This is a genomic window from Roseateles sp. GW821-FHT09H11 (assembly GCF_059415845.1).
In genome coordinates this window covers 568449-590578 of sequence record NZ_JBWKOA010000003.1, presented here as the reverse complement: position 1 = coordinate 590578, position 22130 = coordinate 568449, and the positions used below count along the sequence as shown (strand labels likewise).

At 69.0% G+C, this 22130-nt stretch carries 20 protein-coding genes; 2 read left to right on the top strand and 18 right to left on the bottom strand.

Going from position 1 to position 22130, the window contains the following annotated elements:
- Positions 1 to 9: 9 nt before the first annotated feature.
- The 15 genes from hflK to AC07PR_RS13340 all read right to left on the bottom strand — a co-directional run bounded on the left by hflK (position 10) and on the right by AC07PR_RS13340 (position 17115).
- On the bottom strand, positions 10 to 1275 hold the full coding sequence (gene hflK, locus AC07PR_RS13410) for an FtsH protease activity modulator HflK (RefSeq protein WP_495135577.1): 1266 nt from the start codon (positions 1273 to 1275) through the stop codon (positions 10 to 12).
- Positions 1276 to 1328: 53 nt separating this feature from the next.
- Complete coding sequence (gene hflX, locus AC07PR_RS13405) at positions 1329 to 2660, bottom strand: GTPase HflX (RefSeq protein ID WP_495135576.1); 1332 nt, start codon at positions 2658 to 2660, stop codon at positions 1329 to 1331.
- 6 nt (positions 2661 to 2666) lie between these two features.
- A complete protein-coding gene (gene hfq, locus AC07PR_RS13400; protein ID WP_067275532.1) occupies positions 2667 to 2909 on the bottom strand; it encodes an RNA chaperone Hfq in 243 nt (80 codons plus the stop codon).
- Between the two features lie 82 nt (positions 2910 to 2991).
- The gene (gene der / locus AC07PR_RS13395) at positions 2992 to 4338 is read right to left on the bottom strand and encodes a ribosome biogenesis GTPase Der (protein ID WP_377152656.1); all 1347 of its coding nucleotides are present in this window, start codon (positions 4336 to 4338) and stop codon (positions 2992 to 2994) included.
- A 1-nt stretch (position 4339) separates the two neighbouring features.
- Complete coding sequence (gene bamB / locus AC07PR_RS13390) at positions 4340 to 5485, bottom strand: outer membrane protein assembly factor BamB (protein ID WP_495135575.1); 1146 nt, start codon at positions 5483 to 5485, stop codon at positions 4340 to 4342.
- On the bottom strand, positions 5482 to 6156 hold the full coding sequence (locus tag AC07PR_RS13385) for a YfgM family protein (protein ID WP_377152651.1): 675 nt from the start codon (positions 6154 to 6156) through the stop codon (positions 5482 to 5484). Before AC07PR_RS13385 ends, bamB begins: the two co-directional genes overlap by 4 nt.
- 38 nt (positions 6157 to 6194) lie before the next feature.
- Positions 6195 to 7502 (bottom strand): histidine--tRNA ligase, encoded by a 1308-nt coding sequence (gene hisS / locus AC07PR_RS13380; protein ID WP_495135574.1) that lies wholly within the window; start codon positions 7500 to 7502, stop codon positions 6195 to 6197.
- The gene (gene ispG, locus AC07PR_RS13375; protein WP_495135573.1) at positions 7499 to 8827 is read right to left on the bottom strand and encodes a flavodoxin-dependent (E)-4-hydroxy-3-methylbut-2-enyl-diphosphate synthase; all 1329 of its coding nucleotides are present in this window, start codon (positions 8825 to 8827) and stop codon (positions 7499 to 7501) included. The genes hisS and ispG overlap by 4 nt, the downstream gene beginning before the upstream one ends.
- Before the next feature lie 60 nt (positions 8828 to 8887).
- Entirely contained in the window at positions 8888 to 9943 is a 1056-nt protein-coding gene (locus AC07PR_RS13370; protein ID WP_495135572.1) for a helix-turn-helix domain-containing protein, read from the bottom strand.
- A gap of 10 nt (positions 9944 to 9953) precedes the next feature.
- A complete protein-coding gene (gene pilW, locus AC07PR_RS13365) occupies positions 9954 to 10775 on the bottom strand; it encodes a type IV pilus biogenesis/stability protein PilW (protein ID WP_483107298.1) in 822 nt (273 codons plus the stop codon).
- Complete coding sequence (gene rlmN, locus AC07PR_RS13360) at positions 10772 to 11959, bottom strand: dual-specificity RNA methyltransferase RlmN (RefSeq protein ID WP_377152643.1); 1188 nt, start codon at positions 11957 to 11959, stop codon at positions 10772 to 10774. The genes pilW and rlmN overlap by 4 nt, the downstream gene beginning before the upstream one ends.
- Positions 11960 to 12017: 58 nt before the next feature.
- The gene (ndk, locus tag AC07PR_RS13355) at positions 12018 to 12443 is read right to left on the bottom strand and encodes a nucleoside-diphosphate kinase (protein ID WP_377152641.1); all 426 of its coding nucleotides are present in this window, start codon (positions 12441 to 12443) and stop codon (positions 12018 to 12020) included.
- Positions 12444 to 12621: 178 nt separating this feature from the next.
- Entirely contained in the window at positions 12622 to 14793 is a 2172-nt protein-coding gene (locus tag AC07PR_RS13350) for a pseudouridine synthase (protein ID WP_495135571.1), read from the bottom strand.
- Between the two features lie 50 nt (positions 14794 to 14843).
- Positions 14844 to 15746: an SMC-Scp complex subunit ScpB gene (scpB, locus tag AC07PR_RS13345; protein ID WP_495135570.1), complete on the bottom strand. Its 903-nt coding sequence runs from the start codon at positions 15744 to 15746 to the stop codon at positions 14844 to 14846.
- Between the two features lie 298 nt (positions 15747 to 16044).
- Positions 16045 to 17115: an RluA family pseudouridine synthase gene (locus AC07PR_RS13340; RefSeq protein ID WP_495135569.1), complete on the bottom strand. Its 1071-nt coding sequence runs from the start codon at positions 17113 to 17115 to the stop codon at positions 16045 to 16047.
- A gap of 142 nt (positions 17116 to 17257) precedes the next feature.
- Between AC07PR_RS13340 and AC07PR_RS13335 the strand changes: the two genes are divergently transcribed.
- The gene (locus AC07PR_RS13335; protein ID WP_483109277.1) at positions 17258 to 18040 is read left to right on the top strand and encodes an outer membrane protein assembly factor BamD; all 783 of its coding nucleotides are present in this window, start codon (positions 17258 to 17260) and stop codon (positions 18038 to 18040) included.
- Between the two features lie 64 nt (positions 18041 to 18104).
- Here AC07PR_RS13335 and yoaA read toward each other — a convergent pair whose 3' ends face one another.
- Positions 18105 to 20237 carry a DNA repair helicase YoaA gene (gene yoaA / locus AC07PR_RS13330; RefSeq protein WP_483107302.1) on the bottom strand — a complete coding sequence of 711 codons (2133 nt, stop codon included), beginning with the start codon at positions 20235 to 20237 and terminating at the stop codon, positions 18105 to 18107.
- On the bottom strand, positions 20224 to 20508 hold the full coding sequence (locus AC07PR_RS13325; RefSeq protein ID WP_377152629.1) for a YdcH family protein: 285 nt from the start codon (positions 20506 to 20508) through the stop codon (positions 20224 to 20226). The genes yoaA and AC07PR_RS13325 overlap by 14 nt, the downstream gene beginning before the upstream one ends.
- Before the next feature lie 52 nt (positions 20509 to 20560).
- Here AC07PR_RS13325 and AC07PR_RS13320 point away from each other — a divergent pair, with 52 nt between their 5' ends.
- The gene (locus AC07PR_RS13320) at positions 20561 to 21328 is read left to right on the top strand and encodes a PP2C family protein-serine/threonine phosphatase (protein ID WP_377152627.1); all 768 of its coding nucleotides are present in this window, start codon (positions 20561 to 20563) and stop codon (positions 21326 to 21328) included.
- Between the two features lie 108 nt (positions 21329 to 21436).
- Here AC07PR_RS13320 and AC07PR_RS13315 read toward each other — a convergent pair whose 3' ends face one another.
- A complete protein-coding gene (locus AC07PR_RS13315) occupies positions 21437 to 22105 on the bottom strand; it encodes a hypothetical protein (RefSeq protein ID WP_377152625.1) in 669 nt (222 codons plus the stop codon).
- Between the last annotated feature and the right edge of the window lie 25 nt (positions 22106 to 22130).

Sequence of the window (22130 nt, the reverse complement as noted above, 5' to 3'; positions counted from 1 at the left end):
TCCTGTCGATCAACGGCCGTCGCGGTCGCGGCTGCGCATGCTGTCGCGCGAGCGCGGATCGGTGCTCAGCGAGGGACTGGCCGTCGATGCATCGGCGGGCGCGACCGGGGTCGGCACGCTGGTCGTGACGGTTCCCGTCTGCTGCTGGATCAGCTTGTCCAGCGGCAGGTACAGCAGGTTGGAACCGCTCTTGTCCACCATCACCTTGGTGACCCGCGAATAGACCTGCTGCATCGCGTCGATGTAGAGGCGGTCGCGCGTGACGGCCGGCGCCTTCTGGTACTCGGCCAGCACGGACTTGAAGCGCTGCGCATCACCCTCGGCGTACGAGACGACCCGGGCGCGGTAGGCCTCGGCGTCCTCGCGCAGGCGGGCCGCCTGACCCTGGGCGCGCGGGATCACGTCGTTGGCGTAGGCCTCGCCCTCGTTCTTCAGGCGTTCGCGATCGGCGTTGGCGCGGAAGGCATCCTCGAAGGAGGCCTGCACCTGCTCCGGCGGTTGCACGCTGTTCAGGTTGACGGCGGAGATCTGGATCCCCGTCTTCAGCCGGTCCAGCTGCTGCTGGATCGACGTCTGCAGCTCGGTGGCGATCTGGTCGCGCTTCTCGTAGAGCACGGCATTCGCCTCGTTGCGACCGACGATCTCGCGCACGGCCGATTCCGACGCCAGCGTGACGGCCTCGTCGGTGTTGACGTTCTCGAACAGGTAGTCGCGCGAATCCTTCAGCCGGTACTGCACGGTGAAGCGCACGTCGATGATGTTCTCGTCCTGCGTCAGCATCGACGAATCGCGCAGGCCGGTGGCCTGGCCGACCGTGTTGCGACCGATCTCGACCGAGCGCAGTTGCGTCACCGAGACGACCTCGTGCGCCTGGAACGGATACGGGAAGCGGTACTGGATGCCGGCGTCCACCGTGCGGCTGTACTTGCCGAACGAGGTGACCACGCCCTGCTGACCTTCCTGCACGATGAACAGGCCGCTGGCCAGCCAGCCGAGCAGCACCACGCCGACCACCAGGCCGGCGCCGATACCGGCGCCGCGCATGTCGGGCTGGGGATTGCCGCCGCCGGAAGGGCCATTGCCGTCATTGCCGCCGCGGCCGCCGAACAGCCGCGAGAGCTTGCGGTTGAAGTCGCGCCACAGCTCGTCCAGGTCTGGCGGGCCTTCGTTGCGGCCATTGCTCATCCAGAGCCCCAGCCGGCGGCGCAGGCTGCCGGCTCCACCCCGCGGGTCACGTCCACCACCGGCGACGGACATGCGATCGTCTTGATTCATACGCATCCTGATGAGGAAGTCTTGTTGCAAGTATCGGGCATTGGCGAAGGGCCTCAGCCTGTGCGTCCCTGCGGATGATCCTGCGGGTCCGAACGATCTTGGGGCGGGTCCTGAGGGTTCAAGTCGACATCGTCGGCACCGCTCCCATCCGCCTCTTCGACCCCTTCGCCCCTTTCGGCTTCGTCGCCGGCTTCGTCGTCGGCATCCGTCATGCCGCTGTACTCGGGCACCGGGGCGGCCTGCATCAGCGACGCGATCATCGTGCGCAGTTCGTCCAGGCCTTCGCCCTTGGCCGCGCTGACGAAGATCCGCGGCAGACGTTGTCCGCCGTGCTCGCCGCCGACGCGCGTCAGCCAGTCCTGCAGCTGGCGCGGACGCTGGTTGTCCTCCAGCAGATCGAGCTTGTTGTAGACGAGGATCTGCGGGATGTGCTGCGCGCCGATCTCGGCGAGCACCCGCTCCACCTCCTCCATCTGCTCGGTCAGCACCGGACTGGCGGCGTCGACGACATGCAGCAGCAGGTCGGCGTCGGCCGCCTCCTGCAGCGTGGCCTTGAACGCCTCGACCAGCTTGTGCGGCAGATCGCGGATGAAGCCGACGGTGTCGGACAACGAGACGCTGGTGCCGGCCTCTTCGAGGTACAGCGAGCGGGTCGTCGTGTCGAGCGTCGCGAAGAGCTGATTGGCCGCGTAGGCCCGCGCCTTGGTCAGCGCATTGAACAGCGTGCTCTTGCCGGCGTTGGTGTAACCCACCAGCGAGACACGGAACACGCCGTTGCGCGCACGGGCGCGACGCTGCGTGGCGCGCTGCTTCTGGACCTTCTTGAGCCGCTCCTTGATCGACTTGATGCGGTCGTCGATCATCCGGCGGTCCAGCTCGATCTGGCGCTCGCCGGGGCCGCCGCGCATGCCGATGCCGCCGCTCTGACGTTCCAGATGGCTCCAACGACGCACGAGGCGTGTGGCGAGGTACTGCAGCCGCGCGAGCTCTACCTGCAGCTTGCCCTCGAAGCTCTGCGCGCGGGCCGCGAAGATCTCCAGGATCAGCGCGGTGCGGTCGGCCACGGGCACGCCGAGGTGGCGTTCCAGATTGCGTTGCTGCGCGGGGGAGATCGCCTGGTCGAACAGCACGGTGTGGGCGCCGAGCGCCTGCACCATCAGCTTGATCTCGTCGGCCTTGCCGGAACCGATGAACAGCGCCGCGTCGGGCGCCTTGCGCCGCGCGACGACCCGCGCGACCGGGGTGTCACCGGCGGACTCGGCCAGCAGCGCGAGTTCGTCGAGGGTGGGGTCGAAGGCCTCGCCGCGGCCCAGATCGACCCCCACCAGAATGGCACGCGCCGCCTCGGGGGGCGGCGTCGAATGGGTGGGGTCTTGTGTGGTCAATCAGCTTCAGCTGGCGTCGTTGCTCTCGCCGGTGTGGAAGTTCACCGCACGGCCCGGCACCACCGTCGAGATGGCGTGCTTGTAGACCATCTGCGTGACCGTATTGCGCAGCAGCACCACGTACTGGTCAAAGGACTCGATGTGGCCCTGCAGCTTGATGCCGTTCACGAGGTAGATGCTCACAGGAACATGCTCCTTGCGCAGCAGGTTCAGGAAGGGATCTTGCAAGAGTTGTCCTTTGTTGCTCACGATATGCTCCGTGTTAGAGAGGGAGAGGTGTTGGAACCTCGCACCTTATCACAGCACCGGGTTTCCCCGGGCCGGCCCGTCCTCAGGTTTCGGCGAACGGGTTTTTCGAGGAACGCAGCTCGATCTTCATCGGCGTGCCCACCAGCTTGTAGTGGTCGCGGATGCGCCCTTCCAGATAACGCTTGTAGACGTCGCTGACGCCTTCGAGCGCATTGCCGTGGATGACGACGATCGGCGGATTCATCCCGCCCTGGTGGGCGTAGCGCAGCTTCGGACGCGAGATGCCCGAGCGCTGCGGCTGCTGATGCTGCACCGCTTCCTGGATCAGGCGCGTCAGCACCGGCGTCGTCATCTTGCGGTAGGCGGACGAATAGGCGTCCGCCAGCGCCTTCCACAGCGGGCCCAGGCCCTGCCGCTTCAGCGCGGAGATCTTCAGGATCGGCGCGAAACGCAGGAAGCCCAGGCGTGTCTGGATCTGGCGCTCGATGGTCTCGCGCTGGTAGCTGTCGATCGCGTCCCACTTGTTGATTGCGATGACGACCGCCCGGCCGCTGTCCAGCGCATAGCCGGCGATGTGCGCGTCCTGGTCGGTGACGCCCTGGGTCGCGTCGATCAGCAACAGCACGACGTTGGCGTCGGCGATCGCCTGCAGCGTCTTGACCACCGAGAACTTCTCGATCGCCTCGAAGACCTTGCCCTTGCGGCGCAGGCCGGCGGTGTCGATCAGCTTGAACTTCTGGCCGTTGTGCTCGAAGTCGACGCTGATGGCGTCGCGCGTCGTGCCGGGCATGTCGAAGGCGACCAGGCGCTCCTCGCCCAGCCAGGTGTTGATCAGCGTGCTCTTGCCGACGTTGGGACGGCCGGCGACCGCGAGGCGGATCGCCCGCTCGTCGTCGGGACCGGCACCCTCCGCGGGTTCCTCGTCCTCGACCGGCGCCTCGAAGCTGTCCAGCACCGCCTCGAGCAGCGAGCGGATGCCCTGCCCGTGCGCGGCGGAAACCGGATGCGGCTCGCCCATGCCGAGCTCATGGAACTCGGCCAGCAGCGGGCTGTCGCTCATGCCTTCGGCCTTGTTGACGGCGATGAAGACGCGCTTGTTGCACTGGCGCAGATAACGGCCGATGTCCAGGTCCTGGCCGGCGAGGCCGGTGCGGACGTCCAGCACGAAGATGACGGCATCCGCCTCGGCCACGGCTTGGCGGGTCTGCTTGGCCATCTCCTTGACGATGCCGGTGGTGCTGTCCGGCTCGAAGCCACCGGTGTCGATGACGATGAACTCGCGATCGCCCAGACGACCGTCGCCGTAATGGCGGTCGCGCGTGAGGCCGGCGAAGTCCGCGACGATGGCGTCGCGGCTCTTCGTCATCCGGTTGAACAGCGTGGACTTGCCCACGTTGGGGCGGCCCACCAGGGCGATCACAGGTTTCATATCAGTCTTGGCGCAGCGCGAACAGGCGTCCGCTGCGGGTGGCGATCAGCACCGTGCCGCCGAGCTGCACCGGCGCCGCGGCGATGCCGGAGCTGTCGGTCTGCAGGCGCTGCACGGTCAGACCCTTGTCCTTGGACAGGAAATGCACGTAGCCCTCGCTGTCGCCGACGATGACCGACTTGTCGGTCACCAGCGGCGCGCTGAGCTTGCGGTTCTGGAACTGGTCGGCGGTCCAGACGACGTCGCCGGTGCGGGTGCCCCAGGCCGTCAGGCGGTCGGAGGCGTCGCCGCCGACGACGATCGTCGAGTCGGCGCCCACGCCGCGCAGGCCGGCGTTGTTGCGGGTCCAGATCGTGTTGCCGCGTTCACCGTTGACGCAGGCGACCGCCGACTGGAACGCACGGGCGCAGAAGACGTCGTTGTCCCGGGCCAGCGGACCGACCAGATCGGCCAGGCGTTCGACTTCGTTGGTGCCGCGCGGGTTGGCGACGGTCGCTTCCCACATCAGCAGGCCACGGGTGGGGTCGATGCCCGCCAGGCGCGAGCCCTGCCCGACCAGCAGCGTGTTCTGGTAGGCACCGAGCACGCCGGCCTGCTGCAGCGTGAGCGGCTCGCCCGGACGGCGCAGTTCCCACAGGCGGCGGCCGTCGACGGCGTCGAAGGCCAGCACCGCGCGGTCCAGCGTCAGCACGAACACGCGCTCGCCGGCGACGAACGGCGACGTCACGACCGGGGTCGTCATCGTCTTGCGCCACAGGATCTTGTCGCCTTCGGTCACGACCAGTTCGTTGTCGCGCGTCACGGCCGCGGCGAAGCGGCCATCGCTGCCGACGCCCGCCGTCAGGCCCTTGCCGATGTCGGCGCGCCACAGCGTGGTGCCGTCATTCGCGGAGATCGCGCTGATGACGCCATCCGATCCGCCGACGACGAAGCGGTCGTTGACCGCCGTGATCGTCAGCGGGAACTTGACGCTGTCCACGCGCGCTTCCCAAGCCACGCGGGCCTGGAGCGACGGCGTGATGTTCTCCAGCGCCGCCGGCTTGGGCGCGGTGGAGCTGCTGAACAGCGAGCAGGCGCCCAGCGTCGCCGCGACCCCGCCCAGCAGCAGCGCCCGGGTCAGCCGACCGAAGGTCAGGCCGGCGTTCATTGAGTGGCTCCCGCAGCGGGCTCGTCACCGCCGACGGCCACGCCCAGGCTGGCCAGCTTCACTTCGAGCAGGCGGCGATAGTCGAGCTGCTTGTCCAGCCCGTCGTAAGCCTTCTTGAACTCGGTCTTGGCGACGTCCGGCTTGTTCTGCAGCAGCGCCAGATCGCCGCGGCGGTCGGCCACCAGGGCGGCGAAGTCCGCGCTCTTGACGCTGTCCAGCGTCTTGCCGGCTTCGTCGAACTGCTTGGCGTCCATCTGCAGCGCGGCCAGGCGCAGGCGCGCCAGATCGCGGTAGGCATCGCCCTTGGCGTTGGCGGCGGCCCAGGTCAGGGTGGCGCGCGCGTCGTCGGCCTTTTCCTTGTCCAGCTGCAGCTTGGCGGTCAGCAGTGCGGCCTGCGCGGCGTACCCGGTGCCGGCATAGTCCTGCTTCAGGTTGCCGAAGACGGCGACGCTCTTGCCCAGGTCGGCGGCCTGCGTCGCACGCTGCAGCTCACCGAACATCGCGGCGGCCTTGGCGGCTTCCGTGCGCTGCCAGTAGTTCCAGCCGGTCCAGCCGGCGTAAGCCACCAGCGCCAGCGTCAACAGCCAGGTGATCGGATTGCCCCAGCGCTTCCAGAACGCCTTGAGCTGCTCCAGCTGTTCCTGTTCTTCGAGATCGAGATGAGACGCCATGTGCGAGTGAGGGTCCGGGTTGAAATTCGAGGTCGCGATTATGCGGTGCGCAGGTCGGCCGCCCATGCAGCGACCGTGTTAAGCGGGCGTGTCACCTGTTCGCCGTCGCCGCGCAGCGGCTTGACGGCGACTTCGCCGCGGGCGAGTTCGTCGGGACCGAACACCAGCGCAAAGCGCGCGCCCGAGGCGTCGGCCTTCTTGAACTGCGACTTGAACGAGCCGCCGCCGGCGTGCATCTGCACCGCGACGCCTTCGGCGCGCAGCGCCTCCAGCACGGGGATGGCCTGCGGCAGCACGGCCGCGTCCGGCAGGATGGCGTAGACGTCCGGGGCCGACGACGGCACCGGCAGGCCCAGCTCGTCGATCAGCAGCAGCAGACGCTCGATGCCCAGGCCGAAGCCCACCGCCGGCGTCGGCTTGCCGCCAAGCTGCTCGAACAGGCCGTCGTAGCGACCGCCGCCGCAGACCGTGCCCTGGGAACCGAGCTGGTCGGTCACCCACTCGAAGACGGTCAGGTTGTAGTAGTCCATGCCGCGCACCAGGCGCGTGTTGATGCGGTACTCCAGACCGGCGGCGTCGAGGATCGCGCGCACGGCGTTGAAGTGCGCCAGCGTCTCTTCGCCGAGGAAGTCCATCAGCTTGGGCGCGGATTCGACCACCGGCTGCATGGCCGGATTCTTCGTGTCGAGGATGCGCAGCGGATTGGTGTGCAGGCGGCGCTTGCCGTCTTCATCGAGCTTGTCGGCGTGCGCCTCGAAGTGGGCGATCAGCGCGGCGCGGTGCGCGGCGCGCTCCTCCGGCTGGCCCAGTGAGTTGAGCTCCAGCCGCACGTGCTCGCCGACGACCAGACCCAGCTCCTGCCACAGGCGGCGGACCATCAGGATGATCTCGGCGTCCACGTCCGGGCCGGCGAAGCCCAGCGCCTCGACGTCCAGCTGGTTGAACTGGCGGTAGCGGCCCTTCTGCGGCTTCTCGTGGCGGAACATCGGGCCCAGCGTCCACAGGCGCAGCGGGCCGTTGTACAGCGCGTTGTGCTCGACCATCGCGCGGACGATGCCGGCGGTGGCTTCCGGACGCAGCGTCAGCTTGTCGCCGTTCATGCTGTCGGTGAAGGAGTACATCTCCTTCTCGACAATGTCGGTCACCTCGCCCAGGCCGCGCACGAACAGCGCGGTCGGCTCGACGATCGGGGTCAGCATGTACTGGTAGCCGTAGCGCTGCAGCACGCCGCGCAGCGTGGTCTCGAACCAGCTCCACAGCTGGCTGCTCGGCAGCTTGTCCTTGCGGTCGACGCTGGCCGGGAGGATGTCGTTCATCCCCTTGACGGCCTGGATGTTCTTGCTCATGCGGTGGTGGTAGGCGCGCCGAAGCGCTTTTCAATGTAGGTCTCGACCAGGGCGTGGAACTCGCCGGCGATGTTGTCGCCGCGCAGGGTCAGCGCCTTCTCGCCGTCGATGAAGACGGGCGCGGCCGGCGCCTCGCCGTTGCCCGGCAGGCTGATGCCGATGTCGGCATGCTTGCTCTCGCCGGGGCCGTTGACGATGCAGCCCATCACCGCGACCTTCATGGTCTCGACGCCGGGGTACTTCTCGCGCCAGACCGGCATCTGCGCGCGCAGGAAATCGTCGATCTGCTTGGCCAGTTCCTGGAAGGTGGTGCTGGTCGTGCGGCCGCAGCCCGGGCAGGCGGTCACGCTCGGGTTGAACGCGCGCAGGCCCAGCGACTGCAGGATCTCCAGCGCGACGACCACCTCCTGCGTGCGGGACTCGCCGGGTTGCGGCGTCAGCGAGACGCGGATCGTGTCGCCGATGCCTTCCTGCAGCAGCACCGACAGCGCCGCGGCCGAGGCCACCGTGCCCTTGGTGCCCATGCCGGCCTCGGTCAGGCCCAGGTGCAGCGCGTAGTCGCAGCGCCTGCTCAGCGCGCGGTAGACCGAGATCAGGTCCTGCACGCCGCTGACCTTGCAGCTGATGATGATGTTGTCGGGATTCATGCCCAGTTCGCGGGCATACGACGCCGACGACAGCGCCGACTGGATCAGCGCCTGGTACATGACCTGCTTGCCGTCCCAGGGGGCGGCGCGCTTCGCGTTCTCGTCCATCATCTGGGCGAGCAGTTCCTGGTCCAGGCTGCCCCAGTTGACGCCGATGCGCACGACCTTGTCGTACTGCATCGCGGCCTCGATCATCTGGGCGAACTGGCGGTCCTTCTTGTCGCCCTTGCCGACGTTGCCCGGATTGATCCGGTACTTCGACAGCGCCCGCGCCATGGCCGGATGCTCGGTCAGCAGCCGGTGGCCGTTGTAGTGGAAGTCGCCGACCAGCGGGACGTCGATGCCCATGCGATCGAGCTGCTCGCGGATGTGCGGGACGGCGTCGGCGGCCTCGGCGTTGTTGACGGTGATGCGGACCAGCTCCGAGCCGGCCTGCGCCAGCTCCTTGACCTGGATCGCCGTCTCGATGACGTCGACGGTGTCGGTGTTGGTCATCGACTGCACGCGCACCGGCGCGTCGCCGCCGATGGTCACCACGCGGTTGCCCCAGCGCACCTGCGCCTGTCGCGAGCGGCGCGCGGAGGGCGCGGCGGCGGCGATCAGATCGGACAGATCGTTGGCTTCAGCGTTGGCTTCGGCGTTGGCTTCGACGAAATCGGGAGTGGCTGGCTTGTCCATCTTGCGGCGCTCTTGCGAAAGGGGGTACGGCTGGTGCGGCGCCCGTTGGCTCGGGGGTGTTCAGTTCAGTTCGAGGCGGGCGACGTTGTCGCGCGACCGGGCGGCGAGGTCCACCGTCTGGCCGCGGAACACCAGTTCCGTGCCGGACACATTGCCCACGCGCAGCTTCAGCGGCGCGACGCCATTGACGTCGACGAGATCGCCCGGACGCAACAGTCTGGACAACAGCACCTGGCCCTTGGCGTCGACGACCTCGACCCAGGACTCCGCGCTGGCGCGGACCTTCAGCGGCGAGGTGCCGGGCGCGGGGGCGCCAGCCTGGACCGGTTGGCCGGCGGACGCGGATGCGGTCGGGGCCTGGGCGGCGACATTCGGCGCAGGTGCCGTGGTCGCCGGTGCGGTGGTGACCGGTGCCGTCGTCGCGGTGGAGCCTTGCGACGGCAGCGTCGACGTTCCGGCGGCGACCTGGCCGGCGGGCGCGGTCTCGGAGGCGCTCACCACGGGCGCTTCCACGTTGGTCGGCGGCGTCTCCATCACTGCCGGCGGCGTGCCGGCGACGTTGTCCGGCCCGGGCGCCGTGGCGGCGGATTCGGCCGGCCGCAGGCGCTGCGTGACCTGATCGATCCAGCTCGACGGGATGGCATAGACGGCCACGGCGGCGATCAACAGCACGCCGATTCCGAGCACGGCCGGGCGCTTGAGCAGCTCCGCCGACAGCGCGGGCTCCTGGCTCACCGAACGCTCGCGGAACGGCTGGTTCAGGCCCGGCGTCACGCGGTCGAGCGAGGCCTCGGCGCCGCCGCTCGGCAGCATCTTCAGCACCGGTTCGGCCTCGACTTTCAGCACGCGGCACATCGAGCGCGCCAGCGCCCGCACGAAGGTCGCATCGGGCAGATCCTTGTAGCGATCGGCTTCCAGCGCTTCCAGCTTCGATTGCGGCACCTTCAGCGTCGCGGCCAGCGCGGCGATGTGCAAGCCGCGAGCTTCGCGCGCGCGACGCAGGGCCTCACCCGCGGTGACCGGCGCCAAGGCGGGAGCGGGAGCGTGCGTGGATGCCGGTGCGGAAGCGCCAGGCGCTTCCCCGTTCGTCGCCTCGTCGGCGGCCGTCGGAGTCATGCGATGTCCCTCATTCATCGAATCGACCGTTGTTCAATGCCTGCGTCTCGGCCGCCTGCGGGTACTTGCGCCGCATCTGCTGGCCGAGATCGTCCATGTTGGACGTGTTGCCCAGGCGGCGCTCGATGCGCAGCTCCAGCCAGAGGCTGGCGGCGTTCGCCTGTTCCACGTTGCTGTTGACGCGGCGCGCGTAGAAGCGCGCGCGTTCGTATTCGCCCTGGCGGTACAGCACTTCGCCCAGGTTCATCGCGATCGTCGGATTCCCGGGTTCGACCTCGAAGGCCTTGGTCAGGTGGGCCTGTGCCGGCACCAGACGGCCCTCGCGCGCCTCGCAGGCGCCCCAGGCCAGCAGCGTGCGCGACGGCGTGCGGTAGGCCGGCAGCGCCACGGCCGCCTCGAACTGCTGGTAGGCCTCGGCATAGCGCTGGCGCTGGCACAGGAACCAGCCGTAGTTGTGCAGCGAATCGCCGTTGTTGCGGTCACGGGCGATCAACTGCTTGAAGCCGTCCTCGGCCAGACCGTACTCGCCCATCGCGGCGTAGATCAGGTTGCGCAGGTTGATCGCCTCGGGCAGATCCGGCTTGGCGGCCATCGCGAGCTTGACCTCGTCCAGCGCCGTCTCGTACTGGCCGCGGGCGAAGTAGCCGCTGGCGAGCTCGAGCCGCACCTGCGCCCGGCGGTCGTTGTCGGTCTTGTCGCTCTCCGTGCGCGGCTGCTGTTGCTGCTGCGCACCGCCCGCGCACCCGGCCAGGGCCGCGGCGATCAGCAGCACGACGGACAGGGTCCGGGCGGAACGACGCGGAAGGAGGGAGCCGGGCGACGAAAGGGTCATGGACGTGGGCCTGTGGGAGTGACGGGAGTCGAAGGCGTGGCGGCCGCGGGCGCCGCGCCCGAAGTGCCGCCGGATGCCGCGCCGCGCTGTACCACCACGGGCGCGCGCACCATGCGCAGATGAACCCGGGTCCGGTCCTGCACCTCGCCGGCCAGTTGGCCGCAGGCGGCGTCGATGTCGTCGCCGCGCGTCTTGCGCACGGTCGTCACGATGCCGGCCTGGATCAGCAGATCGGCGAAGGCCTTGACGCGCTCGTTGGTGCTGCGCTTCAGGCCCGACGCGGGGAACGGATTGAACGGGATCAGGTTGATCTTGCAGGGCACCTTGCCCTTGAGCAGCGCGATCAGCTCGCGGGCCTGCTCCGGCGCATCGTTCACCTCCTGCAGCATGCAGTACTCGAAGGTGATGAAGTCGCGGGGTGCCTTGTCCAGGTAGGCGTTGCAGCTCGCCAGCAGTTCCGCGATCGGGTACTTGCGATTGAGCGGCACCAGCTGGTCGCGCAGCGGGTCGTTGGGCGCGTGCAGCGACACGGCCAGCGCCACCGGCGCATCGTCGCGCAGGCGGTCGATCATCGGGACCACGCCCGAGGTCGACACCGTCACGCGGCGCCGCGACAGACCGTAGCCATGGTCGTCCAGCATCATCTTCAGCGCGGGGATCAGCGCGCCGTAGTTCTGCAGCGGCTCGCCCATGCCCATCATCACGACGTTGGAGATGATGCGTTCGTCCTTGCCCAGACGCTGCCGCAGCGAGTGCTCGGCATACCAGAGCTGGGCGACGATCTCCCAGGTCTCGAGGTTGCGGCTGAAGCCTTGATGGCCGGTCGAGCAGAAGCGGCAACCCACGGCGCAACCGGCCTGGCTGGAGATGCACAGCGTGGCCCGATCGTCCTCGGGGATGTAGACCGCCTCGACGGCGTTGCCCTGGCCGACGTCGAACAACCACTTGATGGTGCCGTCGGCCGAGACATGTTCGGAGATCACCGGCAGTGCGGTGATGTGGGCGCGCCCGGCCAGCTTGTCGCGCAGCGACTTGGCCAGGTCGGACATCTGGGCGAAGTCCGACGCGCCCTTCTGATGGATCCAGCGGAACAGCTGGGTCGCGCGAAAGCGCTTCTCCCCCAGCTGCTCGCAGTACGCGGCCAGGCCTTGCAGATCGAATCCGAGCAGGTTGACCGCGTCCATCGTGTGTACTCCTCTTTCGCTAGGGCCTGCTGGCCCGGGGTCCAGAGGCGGTGACGGCTCAGCGGCCGTTGATTTCCAGACCGGAGAAGAAGAACGCGATCTCGACGGCCGCGGTCTCGGCGGCGTCCGAGCCGTGCACGGCGTTCGCGTCGATGCTGTCGGCGAAGTCGGCGCGGATGGTGCCCTTCTCAGCCTTCTTCGGGTCGGTCGCGCCCATCAGGTCGCGATTCTTCAGGATGGCGCCTTCGCCTTCCAGCACCTGGATCTGCACCGGGCCGGAGATCATGAAGGTCACCAGGTCGTTGAAGAACGGGCGGGCCTTGTGCACGGCGTAGAACGCTTCGGCTTCGGCGCGCGACAGCTGCTTCTGCTTGGAGGCGATGACCTTCAGGCCGGCGCCTTCGAAGCGGGTGTAGATCTGGCCGATGACGTTCTTGGCCACGGCATCGGGCTTGATGATGGAGAGGGTGCGTTCGATGGCCATGTCTTTTTCCTTGAAAATCTTGGGCTTGGCAAAGCCCGGCATTGTAATGCGTGAAGTCAAGCCCCCAAGTGACATCCCGTTTTCAGCCGGGTGTCGCCGGAAGGCAAAAAGCCGGGATGGAACCCGGCCCGTTCCGCCCTGCCCCGCCGGATGGCGGGCGCCGGGCGTTCAAACCTGATCAGCGGCGGCCGCGGCCTCCGCCGCCGCCACCACCTCCACCACCACCGCCGCCGCCGCCACGGCGACCACCGCCCCGGTTGTTGCCGCGATTGATGAAGGCGTCGGCACCGATGTAGCCCATCGAGGTCTTCATCGGATCCGGCTGGTGCTCGCCACCCGGGCCACGCTTGTTGCCCTGATGGGGGTTGTGGCCGGAATCGCTGCCGCCCTTGCCGAAGCCCTGCGGGATGCGCTTGCTGCCGGTCGCGAAGCGCCGGTCGAAGGTCTGCTCCAGCGGGTTGATGTGCTTCGGGATGAAGTCGTCATCGTCCTCGTCGCGGGGGCGGCGATCGCGGTCGCGCTCCTGCTGCTGCTGTTGCTGCTGCGGGCGTTGCGCCTGATTCTGCGGGGGGCGCTGCTCGTTCCGGTCGTTGCGCTGCGGACGATCCTGACGGTCGCCGCGCTGATCGTTGCGGTCGCCGCGCTGATCGCCGCGGTCTGCCCGCTGCTCGTTGCGATCGCCACGGAACTCACCGCGCTGCTCGTTGCGGCCCTGCTCCGGACGGCTCGGACGCGGACCGCCGCTGTTGCCGCGGCGGCGCTTGTCGCCCCGGTCATTGCGATCGTTGTTGCGCGGCGGACGCGGCTCGTTCCCGGCCAGTTGCCGGATGATCCGCACGTCGGCATCGCCGAGTTCGATGTAGACGCCACGACGCAGGCCACGCGGCAACACGACGGTGCCGTAGCGGATGCGGATCAGGCGACTGACGGCCAGGCCGACGGTCTCGAACAGCTTGCGGACTTCGCGGTTGCGGCCTTCGGTGATGACGACGCGGTACCAGCGGTTCACGCCTTCGCCGCCGCCGTCCTCGATGCTCTTGAAGCTGGCCTGCTGGCCGTCGACGTCGACGCCGGTCAGCAGCTTCTCCTTCTGTTCCTTGCTCAGCGAACCCAGCACGCGGACCGCGTACTCGCGCTCGACGCCGAAGCGCGGATGCATCAGCTGGTTGGCAAGTTCACCGGAGTTGGTGAACAGCAGCAGGCCTTCGGTATTCAGGTCGAGGCGACCGACCGACTGCCACTTGCCCTGCGGCAGGCGCGGCAGGCTGCGGAAGACGGTGGGGCGGCCTTCGGGGTCGTTGAAGGTCACCACCTCGCCGACCGGCTTGTGGTACGCCAGGATCCGCGGCGCGACCGGCGCGATGCGGACCTTGATCGGCTTGCCGGCCACGGCGACGCGGTCGCCGTAGGAGATGCGCTGACCGACGTGGGCAACTTCGCCGTTCACCGTGATCTGGCCCTTGGCGATCATGTCCTCGATGTCGCGGCGCGAGCCGACGCCGGCCTGCGCCAGCACCTTCTGCAGCTTGGGCGCGTCGGCATCGGGAGCGAGCACACGCTTGGCGGGCTGGTCGGTGGCATCGGACTCGCCGTCGTCGGACGACGCCTCGACATCGGCGATCTCGGCGGGCTCGGCGCCGTCGTCCTCGGCGTCAGCATCGAAGGCACCGGACACCAGCGCGTCGAAGCGCGCCTGCGCCTCGGCCTGGAGCTGGGCGCTGTCGACCTGCGTCGGCGCGGACCCGGCGCCTTCGCCGGGCTCGGAAGCATCGCCCTGCGCCTGGACCGGCTGACCTTCACGCGGTTCGCGATCACGGTCGCGCCCGCGGCGGCGACGATTGCGGCCACGGCCTTCGCCGTCGCTGCCTGCGTCGCCGTCGGCGCCTTCACTCGCCACCGGACCCGCTTCTCGCGACTCAGGAGACTCCTGCGACACCAGCTCGACAACCGCCCCGGCCACCGGCGACACCGGCGCGGGCGAAGCCTCGACGGTCGCGACCGGCACGTGGATCACGGCGCGGTCGGCCTGCACCGGCGCGGCGTCCGCCTCGGCGGTCTTCTTCGTGCGGCGCTTGGGCTTGGACGCTGGCGCGTCTTCTGCCGCGGGCGTTTCGGCCTGGACCTCGACCGTGGCCTCGGCAGGCACTTCCGCCGCGGCGGCCGTCTTGCGGCGCGCTCGAGGCTTCGGCGTCTCCTCGGCCGCGGGTGCGGCGCCCGGGTCGGTCGCCTCAGTCGGAGCCGCGGCGACCTTGCGGGTGCGCTTGGGTTTCGCGGGCGCGTCGGACGGGGTGTCGGCCGGACCGGCCGTCAGCGTCTCGGGCTTGGAATCGTCGATATCGTTGGAATTCATGTGTCGGCTTGCACCTTGTCAGCGGTGGACACGGCCCCTTCCCGGGGCGCTCAAGTGGGCTCGGGGTTGACGGCCCCGGCCTGTGGTTCTTCACCCGGATCACGCGAGGCGGCCGGCTTGGATTCGTCTTCAGTGGCGGCGTCCGAAGATTCGGGCGCCGCCAGGTTCGTTTCAGCGGTCTCGACGGTCTCGGCAGCCTCTGCCGTCTCCGCGACTTCCGTCGTCTCCGCGACTTCCGCCGTCTCGGCAACTTCTGCCGCGTCGACGGTTTCGGCGGGCTCGCCGGTTTGGGCGCTTCCCACCGTTTCAGCGGCCTCGACCTCCGCCACCGGCTCGCCCGGCTGGATCTCCGGCGCCGGCGGATCGAGCTCGACGACCACGTCGCCGGGCGGTTCCTCGAGCAGCGAGGCCTGCAGCGCCCCGGCGATCGGCGTCGGGTCGCCGCCCTGGATCAAGGCCGGCAATTGCTCCAGCGAATGCAGCCCCAGGTCGTCCAGGAAATGCTTCGTCGTCGCATACAGCGCCGGCCGGCCCGGCGCCTCGCGATGCCCGATGACCTCGATCCAGTCGCGGTCCTCGAGCTGCTTGATGATGGGCGTAGCCACCACCACGCCGCGGATGTCCTCGATGTCCCCGCGGGTCACCGGTTGACGGTAGGCGATGATCGCCAGCGTCTCCAGCACCGCCCGCGAATACTTCGGCGGCTTCTCCGGGTGCAGCCGGTCCAGATGCTCGCGCATCTCGGGCCGGCTCTGGAAGCGCCAGCCGGAGGACAGCGCCACCAGCTCGACGCCGCGCCCTTCCCACTCGCGCAGCAACTCGTCGAGCAGCGTCCGCACGCTGTCGCCGTTGAGCTCGTCCGCGAACAGCGAGCGCATGTCACGCAGCGTCAGCGGCGCCTGCGCGCACAGCAACGCCGTTTCCAGGACCCGCTTCGCCTCCTGCGTATCCATGAACTCAGTTCGTCAGGCCGGCCTGGAGGCCGGTCAAATCGGTGTGTGTCGCCATCTTGGGCGCCGGCGACGGCAACGGGCCGCGCCGGACGGATTCGATCTGCTTGCTTGGGAGCTCTGTGCTCCAACGGCCGCCGCTCAGTGGTGGATCCGGCCGGTCAGTGGGGCGCCGCGTCGGTGTGCGGCCTGCGCTGCGAACGGGGTCGACTGCCAGCCCGCCGCCGTCTTGCGCACGCTCTTCACGTTGGTCTCAGCGCAAGTACTGGGACGCATTGTAGCGCGAGCGGGCGCACCGCTCTCAGAACACCGGATCGGGCAAACCCGAGACGCGCCACCCGGACGCCAGATCGGCCGGCAACGGGGCCTCGAAGCGCAGCGGTTCGCCGGTGATCGGATGGGCGAAACCGAGCCGCGCGGCATGCAGCGCCTGGCGCGGCACGCCCAGCGCCTCGGCCCCGCCGTAGAGGGCGTCCGACACCAGCGCGTGTCCGCGGTGCGCGGCGTGCACGCGGATCTGGTGCGTGCGCCCCGAATGCAGCACACAGTGCAGCGCGGAGACGGTTCGGTTCAGGCCGCGCGCGTCCTGCCACTCGCCCTCGGCCAGCTTGAAGAAATCGGTGCGCGCCGGCTTGCCGCCACCCACGACGGCCATCCGCGTGCGCGACTGCGGATCGCGGCCGATCGGTGCGTCGACGATCCACTCGTCGGGCGTGCGGCCGTGGACCAGGGCCAGGTACTCGCGATGGACCTCCCGGGCCGCGATCATCCGCATGAGCGCGGTGACCGCCGGCAGCGTCTTGCCGACGACCATCAAGCCCGACGTGTCCTTGTCCAGCCGATGCACGATGCCCGCGCGCGGCAGCGTCGCCGCCTTGGCGTGATGGGCCAGCAGCCCGTTCATCAGCGTGCCGGACCAGTTGCCCGCGGCCGGATGGACGACCAGCCCGGCCGGCTTGTTCACCGCGAGCAGGTGCTCGTCCTCGAAGACGATGTCGAGCGCGAGGGGTTCCGGGCGGAAGGCCAGCGCTTCCTCGGTCGGGACCAGGTCGACGACCAGCGTCTGCCCAAGCCGGGGCTTGCGCGACGCGTGGGTGACGAGCTGTCCGTCGAGCGTGACGCAACCGCGCTCGATCAGGCCCTGCAGGTGACTGCGCGAGAACTCCGGCGCCAGCTGCACCAGCCATTTGTCGAGGCGCAGCGCGATCTCGTCGCGCCCGGCCTCGGCGCTGCGGCGTTCGGGGACGTCGACCCCGACGTCCTGGGCGTCATCGACGCCCTCGGAGAGGGCTGCCTGCGCCGGCGCCTCCCCCGGTTTCTCACCAGGGTAAAGCCCGCCCTGCGCCGCCGGGTCGTGACCGACCTGAACCATATAATCGCCGCTCCAATTTCAGATGAGGGCCGCCGTGGCGCGCGCCCTGTGGACCATGATCGAGACTCGGGTGTTGCGCCGCCGGACCGCGGATTCTTCTGAAGCGTCCGGCTCCTGGCGCGCCGCGTGGCGCTGCGTGGCGATGACCGCCGCGGCCGCTGCCGTGCTGGGGCTGGCGGCCTGTTCGTCGGCCCCCAAGGAGGACCCGAATTCCCAGGCCAACCTGGAGAAATTGTACGCAGAGGCCAAGGAGGACATGCTCTCCGGCTCCTACGACCGGGCGATCAAGACGCTGGAACGCATCGAAGGCCGCGCCGCGGGCACGACGCTGGGCCAGCAGGCGCAGCTGGACCTGGCCTGGGCGAACTACAAGAGCGGCGAGCGCGTGCAGGCCGTGACGGTGCTGGACCGCTTCATCAAGCTCAACCCGTCGAGCCCGGCGCTGGACTACGCGCTGTACATGAAGGGCCTGGTCAACTTCAACGACGACCTCGGCCTGTTCGGCCGCATCGCGCGCCAGGACATCAGCGAACGCGACCAGCAGGCCGCGCGCGATTCGATGCAGGCGTTCAAGCAGCTGGTGGAGCAGTTCCCGGAATCGAAGTACTCCGAGGACGGCCGCATCCGCATCGACTACATCACCAACAGCCTCGCGGCCTACGAGGTGCATGTGGCGCGCTACTACTACAACCGCGGCGCGTATCTCGCGGCGGCGAACCGTGGGCAGGCCGCGTTGATGGAATTCCAGAACGCACCCGCGCTGGAAGAGGCGCTGTTCCTGATGGTGCAGAGCTATGACAAGCTCGGCCTGGAACAGCTGCGCGATGACAGCCGCCGCGTGCTGCAGGCAAGCTTCCCGGACAGTTATTACCTGACGACTGGAAAGGCCAAACCTAAAGACAGGGCTTGGTGGGTCATCTGGTGATGCTGTGGTGGGCTGAAGCTCGCCATCGGAAGGAAACAGCCCGCTCTCGAGCGGGCTGTTTCGTTCAGGCGTCGTGAGCGGCCTTCAGCTCGGCAAGCCAGGCCTGCGCCGTCGTCTCGTCGGGTACCTGCGTCATTGGAGGGAGCGCCTCGCGCAGGCGCTTGCCGTAGTGCGAGCCGGCCAGGCGCGGATCGCAGACGACGAGCAGGCCGCGGTCGGTCTCGGTGCGGATCAGGCGGCCGGCGCCCTGCTTCAGCGCGATCGCGGCCTCGGCGACGAAGTACTCCATGAAGGGGTTGCGGCCCTCGGACTCCAGACGCGCGACGCGGGCTTCGACCAGCGGATCGTTCGGCGGCGGGAATGGCAGCTTGTCGATGAGCACGCATTGCAACGCGTCGCCGGGCACGTCGATGCCTTCCCAGAAACTCGCCGAGCCGACCAGCACCGACGCTGGCTGATCGACGAACTGCTGCAGCAGCTGTCGCTTCGGCATCGTGCCTTGCACCAGCACCTCGATGCGATGGCCGCCTTCCTCGAAGCGTTGGCGCAGCACGTCGGCCACCGTCTGCAGCTGACGCAGCGTCGTCGTCAGGATGAAGGTGCGACCGCCGAGTCGCGCCGCCAGGCGCGCGCCGAGCCAGCCCACCGATTCGCCATGGTCGGGCTCCGAGGGCTTCGGGAAATGCTTGGGCACGTAGAGCCGCGCGTGTGACGCGTAGTCGAACGGGCTGCCGACACGCAGCGTGCGCGCCTGCCCCAGACCGGCGGGCTCGGTGAACCAGGTGAGCGCGTCGTCCTCGCCCAGCGTGGCCGACGTGAACACCCAGGCCTTGGGCGTGCTGGCGAGCGCTTCCTGCATCGCCTCGCGGATGTCCAGCGGCGATTCCATCAGGCGGACCTGGTGCGTGCCGACATCGACCCAGCGCACCGCGCCCGGATCCGGCGCCCGCGCGAACAGTTGCGCTGTCTTGTAGAGCTCGACCGCGCGCTCGTGCAGGCGCACGAGGTCCGGCCCGACTTCCATCACCGTCGCAAGAGCGTCCACGCTGAGCTCGATCGCCTGCGTGACCTGCACCAGCGCCTCTTCGAAATCGGCGCGGCCCGAACACTCGCTCCAGCGCAGCTTGAGCACGCCACGCAGTTCGCGTCCGCCGGCACAGGCCAGCCGCAGCGCACGGGCCGCGCGCTCGACGCCGCCGGAGATGGCCTGCCACTCCTGCAGCCCGCGCGCATGTGCCAGGCCTTGCGCGAGCATGTCGCGTCCGAAGTCGAACAGCTGGGCGCTGCCCAGCAGACGGCCCAGAAAGTTCAGACCGGCTTCGGGGAGTTGATGCGCCTCGTCGAATATCGCGACTTCGACGCTGGGCAGCAGCTCCGCGACGCCGCTGTCGCGCAGCACCAGGTCGGCGAAGAACAGGTGGTGGTTCACGACGACCAGATCCGCCTCCATCGCCTCGCGCCGTGCCTTCACGACGTGGCAGTCGCGGTAGGACGGGCAGTCGGTGCCCAGACAGTTGTCGCGCGTCGAGCTGACGATCGGGATCACCGGCGAGCGCTCGTCCATGCCGTCGATCTCCGCGAAGTCGCCGGTGTGCGTCGTCATCGCCCAGCGCTCGATGCGCGCGAGTTGCGCGACGGCGCGTCGATCAGGCAGCTCCGCACTGTGGCGCGCCTGCTGCAGCCGGTGCAAGCAGAGGTAACTCCCTCGCCCCTTCAGCAACGCGGCGCGCAGCGGCAGCGCGAAGGTGTCCAGCAGCCGCGGCAGGTCGCGCATGAAGAGCTGATCCTGCAGGCTCTTCGTCGCGGTGCTGATCAGCGTGCGGCCGCCGCTGAGCAGCGCCGGCACCAGGTACGCGAAGGTCTTGCCGACGCCGGTGCCGGCCTCGACGACCAGCGTGTCGCGCCCGGCGATCGCCTGCGCGACGGCCAGCGCCATGCGCTGCTGAGGCGCTCGGGGCGCATAGCCGGGGCCATGTCGTGACAGCGGACCGCCCGTGTCGAACGCGGCGATCACCGACTGTTCCAGCTCACCCGGGCGGAGCTCTTCGGCCGCCGCGCGGGCGCGAGACGCCGCCAGCGCCGGCGACGCCTCGGCCGCGCCCCAGGGAGCGTCAGCCATCAGATCGTCGGTCGAATCCTCGGAGGAGTGGTCGGTCGAGTCGTTGATGGCGGGATCGTGACGGTCAGGCCGGCTCATCGGGATCGCTGGCCCGTTCGAGCCGCGCGATCTCGTCGCGCAGCGCCAGGCGTTGCTTCTTCAACCGCCGCAGCGTCAGTTCGTCGACGGGCGGCAGGGCCAGCTCGCCAGCGATCGCCGCGATGGCCCCGATGGCCGGAACCGGACTGATGTCCGCGACGACGTCGGCGCGCACGGCGCCCATCAATGCGTCGATACGGCCGTCCAACTCCGCATGGGCGATGCGAAGTTCAATCAGACGGCGCGCTGGAGAGTGAAGTTGTTCATCCATAAACGGGGAACCACCCGACCGGGAAGCCGAGCCGGACGATTATAGTTTTGGGATGAGTCGCAACACCCCAGGCTATCGCCTCAGCGCCGCCACCGGCATCCATCGCGGCGATCGTCTGTACCAGCAGGATCAGGTCCAGGTCATCGCCCATCCCAGACAGAGCGGTTGCGTGCTCGGCATCGTCGCCGACGGCATGGGCGGCAAGAGCGGCGGCCGCAAGGCCGCCGACCAGGTCATCCTCACCGCCCAGCAACTGTTCGAACGTTTCGTCCCCGGGGAGGAGGACGAATCCGAGCTGCTGCGCCAGATCGTGTCCGAAGCCCACCTGATGATCCGCCTGACGGCGATCTCGGCCGAGGAGGAGCCGCACAGCACGCTGGCCGCCTACCTGCTGACGTCGGACCGGCGCTGCTTCTGGATCCATACCGGCGACTCGCGGATCTACCACTTCCGCGGTCCCAACATGGTGACGCGGTCGCTGGACCAGTCCTACGTGCAGCGCCTGGTCGACGAAGGCCAGATCACCGAGGACGAGGCGCTGGTCCATCCGCAGTCAAACCTGCTGACCGCCTGCCTGGGCACCGTGCAGGAACCGACGCCGGTCGAGTCCTACATCGAGCACCTGGAGCACGGCGACACGCTGATGTGCTGCAGCGACGGGCTGTGGCACTACTTCTCGCCGGCCGAGCTCGGCACGGTGATGCACAGCCTGCCGCCGCGCGACGGCGCCGAGCTGCTGGTCAACAAGGCACGCCAGCGCGCCAAAGGCACCGGCGACAACCTGTCGCTGGCGATCGTGCGGGTGGATCCGCTCGAGTGACGCCGGGCGGGTGCCCTCCCCGCCTCGCCATGAAGAACGCCGGTCTCGCGACCGGCGTTTTGCATTGAGCGGCGCAGGATCGGATGACGCGCCCCCCGCTTCGACGCTTCAGGGCTTGGGCAACGCGCGGATGTCGGAGGCTGACGGCGTCGGCAGATGGGCCGCGGGCGGCTTCGTGTTCTTGCCGACCGGCGCGGACGCCGCGGAGGCCGCCTTCCCCGCCGAGCGCAGTTGCTGCTCACCGGCCTTGCGCTGGCGGTCCAACGCCTTCTGACGGCGCTCCGCGGCGGCCTCGCGGCGCTTGGCCGCCTCGGCCTTCGCCTCGGCATCCAGTTTGGCCTCGCGGCGTTGATGCAGTTCCGGATTGGCGCGCGGTGTACGCGCCCCCGGCACCGTCGGCGCCGATGCCGGCTGAGCCGCTTCCCGCACCGATTCGGTCTTGCGCCGGGCTTCGTCCTTGGCCGCCTCGCGCTCGTTCTGCTGGACGCGCTCGCGCGCGGCGGCGCTGCGACGCTGGCGCTCCTCGGCATTGACCTGGTGTTCGGCGTGGTCCAGCGGTCGCAGCTGGCGGATGCGTTCGTCGCGGGCGTCTTCCAGGCAGCCGGTGACGACGAAACGCTGGTTGCACTCGCGGACCTTGGCCTGGTAGGTCTGCTCGATGCGCGCGCGGGCGGCACCGATCTCGGCGCGGGTCATCTCCGCCGCGCAGACGGCCGTCGAGGCAGCCATGCCCGACAGCGCCATCGGCAGGAGAACAAGGACTGGGCGGAAAGTCATGGACGTGATCATCGCATCCGGCGAC

What these genes read in the sequence shown, in the direction of transcription:
- hflK (WP_495135577.1), bottom strand. Translation starts at nt 1,275, where the DNA reads ATGAATCAAGACGATCGCATGTCCGTCGCCGGTGGTGGACGTGACCCG.
- der (WP_377152656.1), bottom strand. Translation starts at nt 4,338, where the DNA reads ATGAAACCTGTGATCGCCCTGGTGGGCCGCCCCAACGTGGGCAAGTCC.
- bamB (WP_495135575.1), bottom strand. Translation starts at nt 5,485, where the DNA reads ATGAACGCCGGCCTGACCTTCGGTCGGCTGACCCGGGCGCTGCTGCTG.
- AC07PR_RS13385 (WP_377152651.1), bottom strand. Translation starts at nt 6,156, where the DNA reads ATGGCGTCTCATCTCGATCTCGAAGAACAGGAACAGCTGGAGCAGCTC.
- hisS (WP_495135574.1), bottom strand. Translation starts at nt 7,502, where the DNA reads ATGAGCAAGAACATCCAGGCCGTCAAGGGGATGAACGACATCCTCCCG.
- ispG (WP_495135573.1), bottom strand. Translation starts at nt 8,827, where the DNA reads ATGGACAAGCCAGCCACTCCCGATTTCGTCGAAGCCAACGCCGAAGCC.
- AC07PR_RS13370 (WP_495135572.1), bottom strand. Translation starts at nt 9,943, where the DNA reads ATGACTCCGACGGCCGCCGACGAGGCGACGAACGGGGAAGCGCCTGGC.
- pilW (WP_483107298.1), bottom strand. Translation starts at nt 10,775, where the DNA reads ATGACCCTTTCGTCGCCCGGCTCCCTCCTTCCGCGTCGTTCCGCCCGG.
- rlmN (WP_377152643.1), bottom strand. Translation starts at nt 11,959, where the DNA reads ATGGACGCGGTCAACCTGCTCGGATTCGATCTGCAAGGCCTGGCCGCG.
- ndk (WP_377152641.1), bottom strand. Translation starts at nt 12,443, where the DNA reads ATGGCCATCGAACGCACCCTCTCCATCATCAAGCCCGATGCCGTGGCC.
- AC07PR_RS13350 (WP_495135571.1), bottom strand. Translation starts at nt 14,793, where the DNA reads ATGAATTCCAACGATATCGACGATTCCAAGCCCGAGACGCTGACGGCC.
- scpB (WP_495135570.1), bottom strand. Translation starts at nt 15,746, where the DNA reads ATGGATACGCAGGAGGCGAAGCGGGTCCTGGAAACGGCGTTGCTGTGC.
- AC07PR_RS13340 (WP_495135569.1), bottom strand. Translation starts at nt 17,115, where the DNA reads ATGGTTCAGGTCGGTCACGACCCGGCGGCGCAGGGCGGGCTTTACCCT.
- AC07PR_RS13335 (WP_483109277.1), top strand. Translation starts at nt 17,258, where the DNA reads ATGACCGCCGCGGCCGCTGCCGTGCTGGGGCTGGCGGCCTGTTCGTCG.
- yoaA (WP_483107302.1), bottom strand. Translation starts at nt 20,237, where the DNA reads ATGAGCCGGCCTGACCGTCACGATCCCGCCATCAACGACTCGACCGAC.
- AC07PR_RS13325 (WP_377152629.1), bottom strand. Translation starts at nt 20,508, where the DNA reads ATGGATGAACAACTTCACTCTCCAGCGCGCCGTCTGATTGAACTTCGC.
- AC07PR_RS13320 (WP_377152627.1), top strand. Translation starts at nt 20,561, where the DNA reads ATGAGTCGCAACACCCCAGGCTATCGCCTCAGCGCCGCCACCGGCATC.
- AC07PR_RS13315 (WP_377152625.1), bottom strand. Translation starts at nt 22,105, where the DNA reads ATGACTTTCCGCCCAGTCCTTGTTCTCCTGCCGATGGCGCTGTCGGGC.